The following is a 14,380-nucleotide window of genomic DNA, read 5'->3' as shown; positions in this document are numbered from 1 at the left end:
TTGAGAAAAAGTACGTTCTCTCAAAGGTCAGCGTATAGATTCTGGCATAACTAACAAAACGTATACGCGTTAACTCTTATAGTATAACACGTTTTTTACTGTTTGTAAAGACCTTTTTCCGTTTTTTTGCCCCATGCGTGAAAATTTTAACAGGTAAGATTTGTGCAATTTGGTTAGTATACTCTAACCGCGCTTGACCCACAGACATTCTCCTGTAATTATCTGATATGCCCCTTACTATATAAAAGGAGGACAGCCCCGAAGCTGTCCTCCCGTCAGATACTATTTAATTAAGCTCGGATTCTTTCACCGCGATACCAAATGGCAGGGGCTTCATGGCTATCTTCTTAGCCAGCTCAGCAGACCTCTCCTCATCATAATCTCCCGAGATCTGACATTTGCCGTCCATGATAGACTCAATTACCGTCGGTGCCGCTAACAGCTCATCGTCCAGCCATATTGAGATGGTATTTTTATTTTCTGACAGTTCCATTGTCGCATCTGCAAATATCTGCGTGCCCTCTTCATCAAATTCCATAGCGATCACCCAGTATGTACTGTCATCACTATAATCCATGTACTGCCTATTTTCACAGCTTTTGATGTTATTATTAGTGAGCACGACTTCGCCTGATTTTTCCTTGCCCTTTATGAATTCCACCTTGTTTTCAAGAGGCGATAACTTAACGAAGTCTTCCATACCATCAGTATTATCGAACTCCAGCTTTATCTCCTTGTTTGCATAGTCCTTTTCGATATAGTGCTCCTGCTCGCTAAACATCGAATCAAAGCGTTTGTCGAGAACATCGGCTATCGTATCCAGCTGGGCATCATCAGCCGCATTTTCGCAGGTATAAGTGATACTGCTGTTATACTCGACCTTTTCTGCCTCTTCTACAGCTGATTCTTCTTCCGCTGCCTCATTCTTAACAGAAGCCGCAGTTGTTTCAGCAGAACTTTCACTGCTTTCTTTTTTGCTTTCAGTTTTGCCGTTAGCACAACCCGTCAGGATAAGTGCAAGGCTTGCCAGTAATATCAGTTTTTTCATTTTGTTACTCTCCGTTTTTCTCATATTATTCGGAACAATAATATCGTTCCGAATATAATTATATCACCGTAAACAATTGTTGTCAATAATCAAATTCATACAAAAAAAATCCCCCGCTCACCCGAGCGGGGGATCCTCATTTAAAAACTGTCAAATCAAACCGAAGAATGGCTCTTTACATAGTCAACAACATCATCAACAGTTGTGAATGCCATGCTTACGCAGGTATCAGCGCAGCCGTAGTAGATAGCTATCCTGCCTGTGTCAGCATCAACGAGGGTAGCGCATGGGAATGTAACGTTCTGAACGTCGCCTACGCACTCGTATATCTTCTGGGGGCTCAGCAGATACTCAGCGCATCTGTACTTCACCTTCCAGGGCTCGTCCTTGTCAAGTATACAAGCCGAGAAGCTGTAAACAAAGCCGTTGCAGCTCTCCAGTACACCGTGATAGAAGCACAGCCAGCCCTCACTGGTCTCTATCGGGATAGGACCTGCGCCGATCTTCTTGGATTCCCAAGCCTTCAGGGGTCCCATAACGTGTCTGTGCTCGCCCCAGTACTTCATATCAGGAGACTGTGAAATATACATATCGCCGAAAGGTGTGTGACCGCTGTCAGAGGGTCTGGAGAACATAACGTACTTGCCGTTGATCTTTCTGGGGAACAGAACGCCGTTTCTGTTAAAAGGCAGGAAAGCGTTCTCGCACTGATAGAATGTCTTGAAATCGTAGGTGTAAGCCACACCGATAGTAGGCTTCCAGCCGTAAGCGTTGCACCAGGTAACCCAGAATCTGTCCTCGATGAAGCATACTCTGGGGTCGTAGCCGTAGCCCCACTGGTTAGCTTCCTCGGTAGACTTGTCAGCCTGCTCGAAAACTATTCTGTCAGGCTCGATATCCCAGTGGATACCGTCCTTGGAGAATCCTGCGTGAAGCTCCATGTTTCTAGCCTTGTCGTCCACACGGAAAACGCCTGCGAACTTACCTCTCTCGCTCTCAAAGGGAACGACAGCGCTGTTGAATATCGAGTTAGAAGTAGGCAGCTGATCTCTGGGGATAATGGGGTTAGCGTCATATCTCCAAATAACGTCCTTGCAATCTGCGGGCTTATCCTGCCAGGGGATGTTGGGAAGTGATACACCGTTGATAATCTGTGTCTTCATAATAATTTCCGCCTTTCATTTTCAGTCTGAATATACTCTTGCCGATACAGCTTGTTGTCATTTAAACACTTGTGTCAGCTGTTTGAAAACATTATACACAATTGCCGCAGATTTTGCAACCCCCCCGACCCTGTTGGGAAACGATTACCTCTGAATGAAAACGTATACTTCCGAAAAGTTAATAGAATGTTTACAAATGTGCCTGCGGATACTGCCAAAGAGGAGAGCTTTTGGTCAAGCTTGACCAAAAGCTCTCTTCCTTGGCAGTTCTCGCAGGTTTTGTTTGCCTTATACTCCGTGATGCTCCTTACCCGCTGTCAGTGTATTCTTCATCAGCATAGCTATGGTCATAGGTCCAACACCGCCGGGGACAGGTGTGATGTATCCTGCCTTCTCCTTGCAGTCCTCAAAATCAACATCTCCGCACAGCTTGCCGTTCTCGTCACGGTTCATGCCAACATCGATAACTACTGCGCCCTCTTTGATATAGTCAGCAGTTACCATCTTAGCCCTGCCCACAGCCGCAACAAGTATGTCAGCCCTTGCGCATACTTCTTTGAGGTTCTTGGTCTTCGAGTGTGTTATGGTAACTGTGCCGTTCTCGTGCAGCAGCAGCATAGCCTGGGGTTTGCCCACGATATTGCTTCTGCCGATAACAACGCACTCCTTGCCTGCAACTTCTGTACCTGTTGACTTTATCAGCTCCATAACGCCCGCTGGTGTGCAGGGCAGGAAGCTGTAATCGCCTATCATTATCTTGCCCACATTTACAGGGTGGAAAGCGTCAACGTCCTTATCGGGACGGATATTGTTTATGATGATCTTGTCGTCAAGGTGCTTGGGCAGAGGAAGCTGTACAAGTATACCATCGACTTTGTCGTCCTTGTTGAGCTTGTCAACCAGTGCCAGCAGTTCTTCCTCAGTGGTCTCCGCGGGAAGTGCATACTTGAATGAGTTGAATCCCACTGCCTCGCAGGCCTTCTCCTTGTTCTTTACATATACCTGAGATGCAGGGTCATCGCCGACGATAACTACCGCCAGACCTATCTCAACGCCCTTGGCTTTCAGTCCCTCGACCTCCTGCCTTATCTCTTCCTTTACCCTTGCGGATACTGCCTTGCCGTCAATAATGTTTGCCATTTGCTTTTCCTCCTGTAAATAGTATTTCTCTAAACTTTGTATCAAGCATAAGCACCGTTCACGCAGGTTTCTCATGCTCAATATTTTATAGAAATCATTCCGTTCCCGGATCTGCCTCTTTCATATCAGTAAATGACAGATAGTCCGTAACCTGCTTTCCGCATACCGTCACATCAGCCTTGCAGTTATTTATGATATTGCTCTGGTCATCACCTATCATCGTGCCAACATCCATGTAACCATCCGTCTCTCCCTGAACACTGCAGTCAGCAAAGAAGCAGTTTCTAGGATATCCCGCCAGTATTCCAACATCTCTTCCGCTGACGTACGCATTTTCAAAGTTCAACGCACCTACCGTGCAGTCTGTGGCATAGCCTATAAATCCCACATGATATCCGTCACTGATATGCATATTTTTAATAGTATGTCCGCCGCCGTAGATAATGCCCGTAAAGTCGAAATCAATACCCGCTGTGTACCAGCCCATCGGTGCCCACTCATAGCCATCAAGGTCTATATCATTCAATATATTTATAGAGATGCTATCTGGTCGCGGGTCAGCGCAGTTGTTTACGAAAACCGCACTTGCAAGCTCTTCTGGGGTAGATACGAAGAACTCATATGCGTACCCATCTTCCTTGCGGGACTTAGCTATGTAATCATCATCTTTCAGTTTAAGGATATCCCCGGTATTTTCATTCATTTCCCATACCTCTGAGGATATCGGTCCCGAAGTAGGGTCATACCCGCTCGCCAATCCGTTATCATCAAGCTTAGCGCCCCATGCGTTATACCACTGGTATTTGTTCACCAGCAGATAAACTCCGGGCTTGTCGATGTTTATAGACATGGAGCAGTTGTCAGTATTCAGCACGCCGTCCTCAAGCTCAACATAGTTGTCGTTATCCTCATCGTACCACATGAACATCAGCGCATCGGGACGAACACCTTTCAGCTCATTCGGGTCATACACAAACACCAGCTGACCGCCCTTGACTTCCGCTGTATCAAAGTTCACCTCAACAGGCGCACCCACAAGACCAACAACGCCTGTATGAAGTACGTGTCTGCCGTACATATCGGCGAAATCGACTTTACGCGATATATCTATCTCCTCATGGGGTATCAGCAGAACATCGGTAACAGCCTTAGCACCGTTAGCGCCTATCTCGGCATGGGCAGGCTTTTTCTTCCTGCTGCCATTTTCTGCCTTGCTCTCAGCTAAACTTTCAGCTTCGCTGTCAGACCCGCTCTCCGCAAAGTTTTCCACAGTACTGCTTTCGTTCTTTTCCTTTGCCGAGCTTTCTTTACCGCCGCTTATTTTTCCGCAGCCCGTAGCACTTATAACCAGTGCCAGCAACGCTACCCATATGACAGTTCTTTTCATTGATATCTCCTTGTATCAGCCGTATCAATCCTCGCTGCTGTCCTTCTTTTCCTCTTCATCGTCATCAGCAAGTATGGACTTGTAACCATCGTCGGGAACTTCTGTCTTATCCTTTTCGGCAGCATCTTTAAGCGCCTGCTTCTGAGCTTTCAGCGCGTCCTTGCCGAACTTTTTCTCGTATTCCTTTTCAAGCTCCACAAAGCTCTCGCCCTTGTGCTTAGCCTCAGCTATCTTCTTTTTCAGCTCTTTCTTCTCTTTCTGCATATCCTCATAGGTTGAATATTCATGCAGCTGAGCCTTTGAAACCTCAGTCTCGTAGAAGAACTTGTAATTGCCGGAACGCTTTGTGATGCTTCTGAAAACTATCCAAAGTATTATAGAAGCTATAACGCATGTGCCAGCCACCAGCTGAGAAACTCTGATATGTCCCAGATACAGCGAATCGGTACGCAGACCCTCTATGAAGAATCTTCCCAGACCATACCAGCCTGCATACATTATAAATATCTCGCCGTCGAACTTACGGTGCTTGAAGTACAGATGCAGCAGTATGAATCCGACCAGACACCACAGGCTCTCATACAGAAAACAGGGATGTACGGGTGCAAATGCGTCAGCATCGGGGAGAGAGTCTAAATGGTCTGAAAGGAAACGTGCAGTACTCCATGAAAGCATACCCCAGGGCTTGTCGGTGTTCACACCGAAGCACTCCTGATTAAAGAAATTGCCCCATCTGCCTACGCACTGCCCTATCAGGAAACATGGCGCTGTAACGTCCAGCATAGCCGAAAGCCTTATCTTTTTGATCTTGATGATGCTTCCGCCCACAAGTATCGCACCAATAAGACCGCCGTATATTCCCAGACCGCCGTCACGGAAATTAAAGAAATCCTTTAAGGTTATACCCTCGGTGTTGAATATTACATAGTAAAGTCTGAGACCGACAAGTGCGCCGATAACGCCGCCGATAACACCGTCTGTGGCTCTATCGGGGTCAATGCCGCAGGGGCGCATCTTCTTGTAGCCGTATATCATCGCGAGAAGTATGCCCACACCTATCAGCAGACCGTACCAGTACACCGTAAAATTCAGACCGGGTACAGTAAATGCTGCCCTGTCGATGGATATGCCCTCTCTTAATATATTGTTCGTGTTTCCGAATTTCGGAAAGTATACCTTGTCGGGATTCGCCTTGAGTTTTTCCCTGACCGCTGCAGTGTCCTCTGCAAGGGTGCAAAGTGCAGTCATAACATTCATGTTCATTTCAAATTACTCCTTTATCGGTTCAATTATAGATATAGCGGAATTTTCCTCATCAAACAGCTCATCAAGGGCTGCCCTGCAATCCTCTGCAGTAATATCCGCCAGAAGCTCAGCTTCATCAAAAACGGTCGTTCCATTGAAGTAGCTTACCGTCATAGCATCTGTAAGCCCCTCAACACTGCCGAACATTCTCACTATCGAACCGTACCTAGATTTTCTTACCACGTTGAAGCTTTCTTCGTCAAAGCCCTCTTTTTTAACACGCTCTATCTCCGCAAGAAGTCTTCTGTATACCTCGTCGGGGTCTCTCGATTCACCCGATACCATGCACACAAAGAAACTGCCGCTGCATGAGAACGCACTGTAACCGAACTGCGAATTCAGCAGACCCTCATCAAAAAGCTGCTGGTATAATGGTGAAGAAGAACCTATCAGCATTTTCAGTGCCATACGCGCTACCGATATTTTCCGCTCAAACTCCATACCGTCGCAGGCAGCGCACTTGAATCCGATATCGAACAAAGGCAATCCCACAGGGAAACTTGCAGTCACGCGCTTCTTTGCAACGCCGCGTCCCTCTTCGGGGAATTTGCATTCCAGTTCAAGGTCTTTAGCAGGCTTCAACACCCTGTCGCATATCTCGATGACCTTGTCTTCGTCCACGTTACCCGCAATTGAAAGCACCATGTTGTGCAGATTATAAAAGGTATTGTAGCAGTCATACAGCAGTTCGGGAGTTATCTGCGCTATGGATTCCACCGTACCCGCGATATCTATCTTTACAGGGTGCTCCTTGTATATAGCTTTCAGCATATTGTAAAAGCAGGCATTGGACGGCGAATCCTCGTACATTTTTATCTCCTGCGCGATTATGCCCCTTTCCTTTTCCACATTCTCTTTCGTGAAATAAGGCTTCTGCACATAATCCAGAAGGATCTCCAGCGACCTCTCCCAGTTTTTCGAGGTGCTGAAAGTATAAGCAGTCTCGTCAAAGAAAGTGAAAGCATTAGCACTTGCACCTGTCTGAGCGTAAAGCTCAAATACAGGGATATCCTCGCTCTCAAAAAGCTTGTGCTCCAGATAGTGGGCTATACCCTCGGGAACTTCAATAAAATCCCCTGTCTCCGCAGTTTTGAAGCAGGTGTTTATGGAACCGTACCTTGTAGCGAAAGCCGCCTCGGTGGTGGAATAATTCTCCATCTTCCATATCAGTATATCAAGCCCCGATGGGTGGTGTATCACCGAATACTGCTCCCCGAATCTCTTGCTCCTAATGATCTCCTTATTCATCGGCAGTATCCTCCTTTGCTTTCAGCACGAACACCGTGTCCTCCTTGAAGCTCTTTGCGCACTCAGTCACCTGCTCTGCAGTTATGCGGTCGATGATGTCACATACCTCCTCGGGAGTATAAGCCGTACCGCGGGAATCCTGAGCCCTGTACCAGGCAGCCATATCCCACTCAGAATCGTAATTCGCCATAAAGTTGCTCTTTATGAACATCTTTGTGTTCTCCAGCTCTTCTTCGGTAAATCCGCCCTCCTGAAGAGTCTTTACCTGCTCACGGATAGCTTCCTGCGCCTTTTCGATATTCACAGCGTCCACACCGCTCTCTATCAGCATAACGCCTTTCAGCTCGCTGTAATAGCTATCACAGCCATAGCAGAGTGAAAGCTTCTCCCTGACATTGAGGAACAGCTTAGAAAACGCCGAACCGCCCAGCAGACAGGACATCAGCTTGCACACATAAATATCCTCGCAGCTCGATTTGTAAGCCATGAACATCTTGCACTGCTTAACGTCCATGAATTCCTCTTTCACGCATACTTCAGGCTTCAAAGCCGATAAGGTGCGGTAATTGACCTTTACCACATTCTTCCTCTCCAGCTTTGAAAAAGCATCTTTCAGCATCTTAACAGCGCCGTCTATCTCACCGCCGCCGCATACCGTAACATCGATAACAGCACTTTCCAGAAGATATTTGTACTGCGCCATCAGCTCTTCCTGAGTGATGCTCTCTGCCCTCTCAGCAGTACCGAAGTCTGTGTAAGCCGCAGGCTCGCCCTCGTAAATAACTTCCTTAGCCTTGATGAAAGCATAAGTCCTCTTGTCATTCACCGAAGCCGCAATATTATCAAGAAGCTCCTGCTTTCTCAGCTTGAAGTAATTCTCGTTGAACTTACCATCAGTGATATCAGGGCTGAAAACGCATAAAAGCAGCTGCCTTACAGCTTCCTCGGATATCACCTCACCGCCGATGGTGTACTTGTCCATTATCATGTTCATGGAAATCCCCATAGCCTGATAATCGCTGACATTTCCCGATATCGAGCCGATGGAAGTACCGTAAAGACCCATGAACTTCGATGAAAGCTCACTGCGCGACTTCACCTCGGAGTTTGAAGTCACCAGCAGGGACATCAGCAGGGAATTTGCACCTGTGTTATCAGGGTCAACAGGCACAACGAACCTGACCCTGACGATATTAGTTTTGTATTTCGGGTCAATTATCTGAGTAAGGGTCATACCCTCCCCGATCACCGATCTGTCATATCTGATCGCCATTTACATTCTCCATTCTGTATTCTGTCCTTAAAACGGCAGAAAATATACCAAATTATATTATAACACAAACACATCAGAATTTCCACCCATTTCACAATATTTTCATCTGATTGAGTAAAAACACAGCAATCTTGCGTCGAATGCCAAAGATGAAAGCTTTGGCAGCTTATCTATGAATACTCCCCCACCCTAAAAAATAAACTATACTATTGACACTTCGTTAAATTTCTGATATAATCATCCTAGGTGTTTATAGCCATTTAAGAGAATAAAACCGGATATTGGAGGTAATATATAATGTGTGGTATAGTTGGTTTTACAGGTGACCATCAGGCTGCTCCCGTGCTGCTTGACGGACTTTCCAAGCTTGAATACAGAGGCTACGATTCAGCAGGTATAGCTGTACGCGACGGCGAGAGAGATACCGAGATAATTAAGGAAAAAGGCAAGCTGGAAGTCCTTGTTAATATGACAGACGGCGGCAAGGCAGTTAAAGGCTGCTGCGGTATAGGTCATACCAGATGGGCTACCCACGGCGAACCCTCCGCACTTAATGCCCACCCCCATGCTACCGATGATGAAAATGTCATCGCTGTGCATAACGGCATCATCGAGAATTATCAGGAACTCCGCGACAAGCTGGTAAAGGCAGGCTATACATTCAAGTCTGCTACCGATACCGAAGTAGCTGTTAAACTTATCGACTATTACTACCGCAAGTACGGCGAGGGTCCTGTTGATTCCATCGCAAGAGCTATGATACGTATCCGCGGAAGCTATGCTCTCTGCGTTATGTTCAAGGATTATCCTCAGGAGATATATACCGCACGTAAGGACAGCCCCATGATCATAGGTATCGCTAACGGCGAGACCTATGTGGCTTCTGACGTTCCCGCTATACTGAAATATACAAGAAACGTATACTATATCGGCAACCACGAGATCGCAAAGCTTGAAAAGGGTAATGTTACTTTCTTCAATATCGAGCGCGAGGAGATCTCCAAGGAGATCACCGAGATAAAGTGGAATGCCGAAGCAGCCGAAAAAGGCGGCTATGAGCACTTCATGCTCAAAGAGATACACGAGCAGCCCAAGGTAATAAAGGATACTATCAACTCCGTTGTTAAGGACGGCGATATCGTGCTTTCCGAATTCGGTCTTACCGATGAGGAAGTTCAGGCGCTTAGCCAGATATACATCGTTGCCTGCGGCTCTGCTTACCACGTAGGCGTTGCGGCTCAGTACGTCATCGAGGAACTTACCTCTATCCCCGTGAGAGTTGAGCTCGCCAGCGAGTTCAGATACAGAAAAACTCCTTTCAACAAGAACAGTCTTGTTATTATCATAAGCCAGTCGGGCGAAACTGCCGACAGCCGTGCCGCACTTACTCTTGCTAAGGAAAACGGCATCAAGACACTGGGTATCGTTAATGTTGTGGGCTCGAACATCGCTCGTGAAGCCGACAGCGTGTTCTACACCCTTGCAGGTCCCGAGATATCAGTTGCCACAACCAAGGCATACAGCACTCAGCTTATCGCAACTTATCTGCTGGCTATGAAGTTTGCTAAAGTACGCGGCGAGATATCCGACGAAAGACTTGCTGAACTTCTTGAAGAGATACAGACTATCCCCGATAAGGTGGCTAAGATACTTGAAGATAAGGAAAGGATACAGTGGTTCGCTTCCAAGTTTGCAAATATCCGTGATGCTTTCTTCATCGGCAGAGGTATCGACTACGCAGTAAGCCTTGAAGGTTCGCTGAAAATGAAGGAGATAAGCTATATCCACTCGGAGGCTTACGCAGCAGGCGAGCTGAAGCATGGTCCTATCAGCCTTATCGAAAACGGCACTCTCGTTATCAGCGTGCTCTCTCAGCAGGCGCTGTTTGAAAAGACCGTTTCAAACATGGTGGAATGCAAGTCCAGAGGTGCCTATATCATGGGTCTGACTTCCTACGGCAATTACAGCGTTGAGGATACAGCTGATTTCACAGCTTACGTCCCCAAGACTGACCCCCTCTTCGCGGCAAGCCTTGCAGTTGTCCCCCTCCAGCTTCTCGGATACTATATCTCAGTTGCTAAGGGTCTCGACGTAGATAAGCCCAGAAACCTTGCTAAGAGCGTTACAGTTGAATAATTCCAATGGCGGACAGATACACATTCTGTCCGCTGTTTTTGTATACTATAAAAAACGAGGACGGCATGAACACCGTCCTCAAATTTTTACCATACCTTATAATTTCCGCTGAGTGCGAGGAAAGCGAACAGATACAAACAGTTATCGTAATAGCGCCTGTCGCCTTTGCGGAGAGGTTCGTTCCAGAAACGTTCTACCCATTCTGCGGCAAGGCGAACCGACTTGTCCTCTGCATCGAAAGAAAGCGGTTCACTTATCGCCAGAGATGCCTGTGCAGTTGTCGCAAGCAGACCTACCGGGTGCCTTGCGGGTTCATCAAGGGGAGTACCATCCACCTCATAGGTCATAAAAGGCGACTTCTTGTTAGTTACACCCAGGGTGTACTGCAAACGCTTCACCGCATCCACCAGACGTTCATCTCTTCCGCCCCATGACCTGTCAAGCCCGATATTAGCGGCGGTTCGGTAAGCATCGCTGTAGAACCAGTCATGTCTTTCCTTAGCCCACGGCAGGGGGCGCGACATGGGAGAACCGTCAAACTCGCCGTACTCGGGGTTCATGCCTGTAACAGGGTGGCAGGACTTCGCAATATAATCACGGCTTGCCTCAGCCGCCTGTGCGAAGAACTCTCTGTCTTCCTCGTAAGCCCACTTTGCAAAAAGCTCGTAAAAATGGGGCAGATGATATGAAGCGTCAGAAAAATCAGAACCGGGAATAAAGAGTATCAGCTTGTTATCCCTGTTCCACATGGGCGCACCTGCCCTGCCGTTTTCACCCTTGTGAACACAGGCACGGAGAATCTCTTTTGCCTCATGAGAATAGTTGAATATCCCCTCGCCGTCACCCCATCTGTGGGAAGCGAAAAACAGCGCCATTGCGTAGAATTCCTCACCATCGGGGGCAGGACCTTCAGCAAAACTTCTGCCGTCCACACCGCAGGACCACCTGAAATAGCCCTCATTCTCACCCTCAGTCAGGTACATATACTTCTTCGACCATTTCCATATCTTATCAAAAATATCCTTTTTATCCAGCTGAACAGCCATCATCATGCCGTAGGACATTCCTTCTGTCCTTGCATCGTGATTTCCCGTGTCTTCAAAGTAACCTGTATCGCCGTTCTCGTGATAAAAGCTGTCCTCACCGTAGAAAAATTCCTGTACAATACTCTCCAGCCTAGCCGATATCTCAGCATCTGTCTTGCCTATCTCCGCAAAAGCGTTGCGGTATTTCCTGTTTTCCATCATGTACCTCCGAGTTGATATTCTTTACTTTCGGTTGATTTTCATCACTATGATTTTATCATGCTGTACCGCCAAAGTCTACCCAAAAATTGCTCCCGACTTCCCATTTTTGGCAAAAAAATACAGCCGCCGAAGCAGCTGTAAGATCCAAAATGTCCATTTATCTATTCATTCCGCGGCAGTGTTTCCGTACTCCAGCCATACTGCACCGCAATATCGGAAAGCTCTCCCTCGATATCGTATAAAGCACTGTTCAGGGTCGTGCAGCCGTGGCGCTTCACGATCATGTTGTTGACCCCCGCATCTTCAAAACAGCCCCGCATATCCTTGAACAGCGCCCTCAGTTCTTCTTCCTTGTCGAAATCGCCCTCGTACAGAACATCGATAAGCTCGGCATTTGAGGATACCTCACCGTTCTTGTATACCAGATATGCAAACAGCTCCATTGTCAGCTTGTGCTCAAATGCGAACTCGCTGTCATTCAGCATAACTGTGAATCTCTCTCCGCAGGATATCTTCAAAGGCTTCTTCACAGCCTGTTCGATGGGATATCTCAGATTTCTCAAAGCTTCGCGGATATCGTCCTCGTCAAATGGCTTCTCAATGAACCCGCTGGGGTATACTTTCAGCGCGTCAAGGGCGTACTCAGGGTGTCCCGTCACGAATATTATATTCAGCTTAGGGTATGAAGCTTCAAGATAATGCGCCCCGATTATACCGTTGATACCCGGCATCTCAATATCAAGGAACAGCACATCTGCCTCATGTTCCTCCATCAGAGCCATCGCATCTGTCACCGACCCAGCCGAAAGATGGGTGCCCTCGGGGTCTATCTTTTTCAGAAAAAGATCCATCATTACCAGAGCAGCACCGCTGTCATCAGCAAATATAGTAGTCATATCTTTTCGCTCCCTTCTTCATACTCCACATCAATGAGGGTCACACGGGCGCATATGCCGTTTTCTTCGGGTATCAGTTCAAGCATACCCTTGCCGTCCACCGCAAGCCTTGCACGGACGTTACGCACACCGATACCGCGGCGCTTCTCCTGCTTGTCGGTAAGGTTGAGCTCTCCCTTGCCGATATCATGCACTTCTATAATAACGCCGAATTCCTCATCGCGCTGTATTATCCTTACCGTGCCGCCGAATTCCCTCGCCGCGATAGCATGACGCACCGCGTTTTCCACCAAAGGCTCCACCGTCAGTGACGGCAAAAGAAAATCCTCAGATTCTATGTCATATTCAACTTCCAGCCTGTCCCCAAAATTCATCTTTTCCAGCGCAAGATACGCCTTGATGTTTTTAAGCTCCTGCTCAAAAGTTATAGGCTTCGGGTTGCCTATCTGGTCGAAATGGGATCTCAGGTACCGCGAGAAGTTTTTAAGGCTCTCATATATCTCGGGGTATTCTATGCACCGCGCCTGTATCGCCATCAGCGAATTATTTATAAAATGGGGCTGGATCTGCGCCATCAGCAACTCGTTGTTTCGGTGCATGAGCTCCAGCTTTGAGTCATTCAGGTTCTGCTGAACTTCGCCGTGGTATATCGCCGAAAGATAATAATAGTATATGATAATATCAAATGCAGCCACTTCGTTCACGTGACCCACTATCTTTCCGGAGTATTCCAGATATACCGTGATACTGGTAGATATCACCATGAATATCACGATTATGGATTTTGAAAGATCGCCCTTAGCCATGATCCCTATCGAATACAGACCCAGCATAGCGATATAGAATATCACCGTCACCGCAGGCAGAAAATGCAGGCTTCCCGATACGAATCCGTAGTCTTCGTTATAGGAGCATATCAGCCCATGGTGGAACAGATTTGCGAATACCGCAATAAAATCAACAGTATATGGCACCAGCACCAGGGCGTGGAGCCACTTCCGCTTTATTGGCGCCACCAGATGAAGCTCCATTATCACCAGCAAAGGGTGTATCCAGTATTCCAGCGTAGCTTTAAGGTAGAGTATCCACAGGGGCTTTTCGTACTCAACACACCAGGGCTCCAGAAAGTCGCATACCGTCAGAAAAAGCACCAGCAAAAGCATAGCCCCCGCAGTCTGCGTCCCTTCTATCTTCGTCTTGCGGTTGACAACGAGTATGATGAACAGTCCCGTCAGCAGCATCAGCGTCATGTAGCTGCTTTGGAGATATTCAAGGATCATATCTGTTCTCCACCCCCAATTATTGATTTTCTCTATTATAGCATATTAACAGTTTATTTTCAAGTATTATTTTTCCATTATGTTACACAATGATTAAGCAGTTGTGTCAGGAGCACTGTGATATATGCACTATCTTTCCATGGTGTATTTGTAGCTTTCGCCTATCTCTTTTTATACATAAAAACAGAGACTGCCGCATATGCAACAGTCTCTGTTTTGTAATTGGGGAAATTTATCATTCTTTACAAAGGGGTCAA

General features: G+C 47.0%; 11 protein-coding genes. 1 reads left to right on the top strand and 10 read right to left on the bottom strand.

Annotated elements, in window-relative coordinates:
• Nucleotides 1–286 precede the first annotated feature (286 nt).
• The 7 genes from BMY75_RS02325 to yfmF all read right to left on the bottom strand — a co-directional run bounded on the left by BMY75_RS02325 (nt 287) and on the right by yfmF (nt 8,564).
• Complete coding sequence (locus BMY75_RS02325) at nt 287–1,048, bottom strand: SecDF P1 head subdomain-containing protein (RefSeq protein WP_074829210.1); 762 nt, start codon at nt 1,046–1,048, stop codon at nt 287–289.
• A gap of 155 nt (nt 1,049–1,203) precedes the next feature.
• Nucleotides 1,204–2,211 carry a glycoside hydrolase family 130 protein gene (locus BMY75_RS02320; RefSeq protein WP_074829207.1) on the bottom strand — a complete coding sequence of 336 codons (1,008 nt, stop codon included), beginning with the start codon at nt 2,209–2,211 and terminating at the stop codon, nt 1,204–1,206.
• Between the two features lie 288 nt (nt 2,212–2,499).
• Nucleotides 2,500–3,351, bottom strand: a complete 852-nt coding sequence (gene folD / locus BMY75_RS02315) for a bifunctional methylenetetrahydrofolate dehydrogenase/methenyltetrahydrofolate cyclohydrolase FolD (RefSeq protein ID WP_074829206.1) — start codon at nt 3,349–3,351, stop codon at nt 2,500–2,502.
• 94 nt (nt 3,352–3,445) lie between these two features.
• Complete coding sequence (locus BMY75_RS02310) at nt 3,446–4,738, bottom strand: hypothetical protein (protein WP_074829205.1); 1,293 nt, start codon at nt 4,736–4,738, stop codon at nt 3,446–3,448.
• Between the two features lie 24 nt (nt 4,739–4,762).
• A complete protein-coding gene (lgt, locus tag BMY75_RS02305; RefSeq protein WP_074829198.1) occupies nt 4,763–6,001 on the bottom strand; it encodes a prolipoprotein diacylglyceryl transferase in 1,239 nt (412 codons plus the stop codon).
• Between the two features lie 6 nt (nt 6,002–6,007).
• The gene (gene yfmH, locus BMY75_RS02300; RefSeq protein ID WP_074829196.1) at nt 6,008–7,291 is read right to left on the bottom strand and encodes an EF-P 5-aminopentanol modification-associated protein YfmH; all 1,284 of its coding nucleotides are present in this window, start codon (nt 7,289–7,291) and stop codon (nt 6,008–6,010) included.
• Nucleotides 7,284–8,564, bottom strand: a complete 1,281-nt coding sequence (gene yfmF / locus BMY75_RS02295) for an EF-P 5-aminopentanol modification-associated protein YfmF (protein ID WP_074829193.1) — start codon at nt 8,562–8,564, stop codon at nt 7,284–7,286. The genes yfmH and yfmF overlap by 8 nt, the downstream gene beginning before the upstream one ends.
• Before the next feature lie 297 nt (nt 8,565–8,861).
• Between yfmF and glmS the strand changes: the two genes are divergently transcribed.
• A complete protein-coding gene (gene glmS / locus BMY75_RS02290) occupies nt 8,862–10,700 on the top strand; it encodes a glutamine--fructose-6-phosphate transaminase (isomerizing) (protein ID WP_074829187.1) in 1,839 nt (612 codons plus the stop codon).
• 86 nt (nt 10,701–10,786) lie between these two features.
• Here glmS and BMY75_RS02285 read toward each other — a convergent pair whose 3' ends face one another.
• The 3 genes from BMY75_RS02285 to BMY75_RS02275 all read right to left on the bottom strand — a co-directional run bounded on the left by BMY75_RS02285 (nt 10,787) and on the right by BMY75_RS02275 (nt 14,123).
• On the bottom strand, nt 10,787–11,944 hold the full coding sequence (locus BMY75_RS02285; RefSeq protein WP_074829184.1) for a family 8 glycosyl hydrolase: 1,158 nt from the start codon (nt 11,942–11,944) through the stop codon (nt 10,787–10,789).
• A 164-nt stretch (nt 11,945–12,108) separates the two neighbouring features.
• Nucleotides 12,109–12,843, bottom strand: a complete 735-nt coding sequence (locus BMY75_RS02280; protein ID WP_074829175.1) for a LytR/AlgR family response regulator transcription factor — start codon at nt 12,841–12,843, stop codon at nt 12,109–12,111.
• On the bottom strand, nt 12,840–14,123 hold the full coding sequence (locus BMY75_RS02275; RefSeq protein WP_074829173.1) for a sensor histidine kinase: 1,284 nt from the start codon (nt 14,121–14,123) through the stop codon (nt 12,840–12,842). Before BMY75_RS02275 ends, BMY75_RS02280 begins: the two co-directional genes overlap by 4 nt.
• Nucleotides 14,124–14,380: the final 257 nt, after the last annotated feature.

It is taken from the genome of Hominimerdicola alba, assembly GCF_900109655.1.
Classification (GTDB): Bacteria; Bacillota; Clostridia; order Oscillospirales; family Ruminococcaceae; genus Hominimerdicola; species Hominimerdicola alba_B.
Note: the sequence above shows the minus strand (reverse complement) of the source record. Positions and strands in the feature narration are given on the sequence as shown.

What these genes read in the sequence shown, in the direction of transcription:
- folD (WP_074829206.1), bottom strand. Translation starts at nt 3,351, where the DNA reads ATGGCAAACATTATTGACGGCAAGGCAGTATCCGCAAGGGTAAAGGAA.
- yfmH (WP_074829196.1), bottom strand. Translation starts at nt 7,291, where the DNA reads ATGAATAAGGAGATCATTAGGAGCAAGAGATTCGGGGAGCAGTATTCG.
- BMY75_RS02285 (WP_074829184.1), bottom strand. Translation starts at nt 11,944, where the DNA reads ATGGAAAACAGGAAATACCGCAACGCTTTTGCGGAGATAGGCAAGACA.
- lgt (WP_074829198.1), bottom strand. Translation starts at nt 6,001, where the DNA reads ATGAACATGAATGTTATGACTGCACTTTGCACCCTTGCAGAGGACACT.
- BMY75_RS02325 (WP_074829210.1), bottom strand. Translation starts at nt 1,048, where the DNA reads ATGAAAAAACTGATATTACTGGCAAGCCTTGCACTTATCCTGACGGGT.
- BMY75_RS02320 (WP_074829207.1), bottom strand. Translation starts at nt 2,211, where the DNA reads ATGAAGACACAGATTATCAACGGTGTATCACTTCCCAACATCCCCTGG.
- BMY75_RS02280 (WP_074829175.1), bottom strand. Translation starts at nt 12,843, where the DNA reads ATGACTACTATATTTGCTGATGACAGCGGTGCTGCTCTGGTAATGATG.
- BMY75_RS02275 (WP_074829173.1), bottom strand. Translation starts at nt 14,123, where the DNA reads ATGATCCTTGAATATCTCCAAAGCAGCTACATGACGCTGATGCTGCTG.
- yfmF (WP_074829193.1), bottom strand. Translation starts at nt 8,564, where the DNA reads ATGGCGATCAGATATGACAGATCGGTGATCGGGGAGGGTATGACCCTT.
- glmS (WP_074829187.1), top strand. Translation starts at nt 8,862, where the DNA reads ATGTGTGGTATAGTTGGTTTTACAGGTGACCATCAGGCTGCTCCCGTG.
- BMY75_RS02310 (WP_074829205.1), bottom strand. Translation starts at nt 4,738, where the DNA reads ATGAAAAGAACTGTCATATGGGTAGCGTTGCTGGCACTGGTTATAAGT.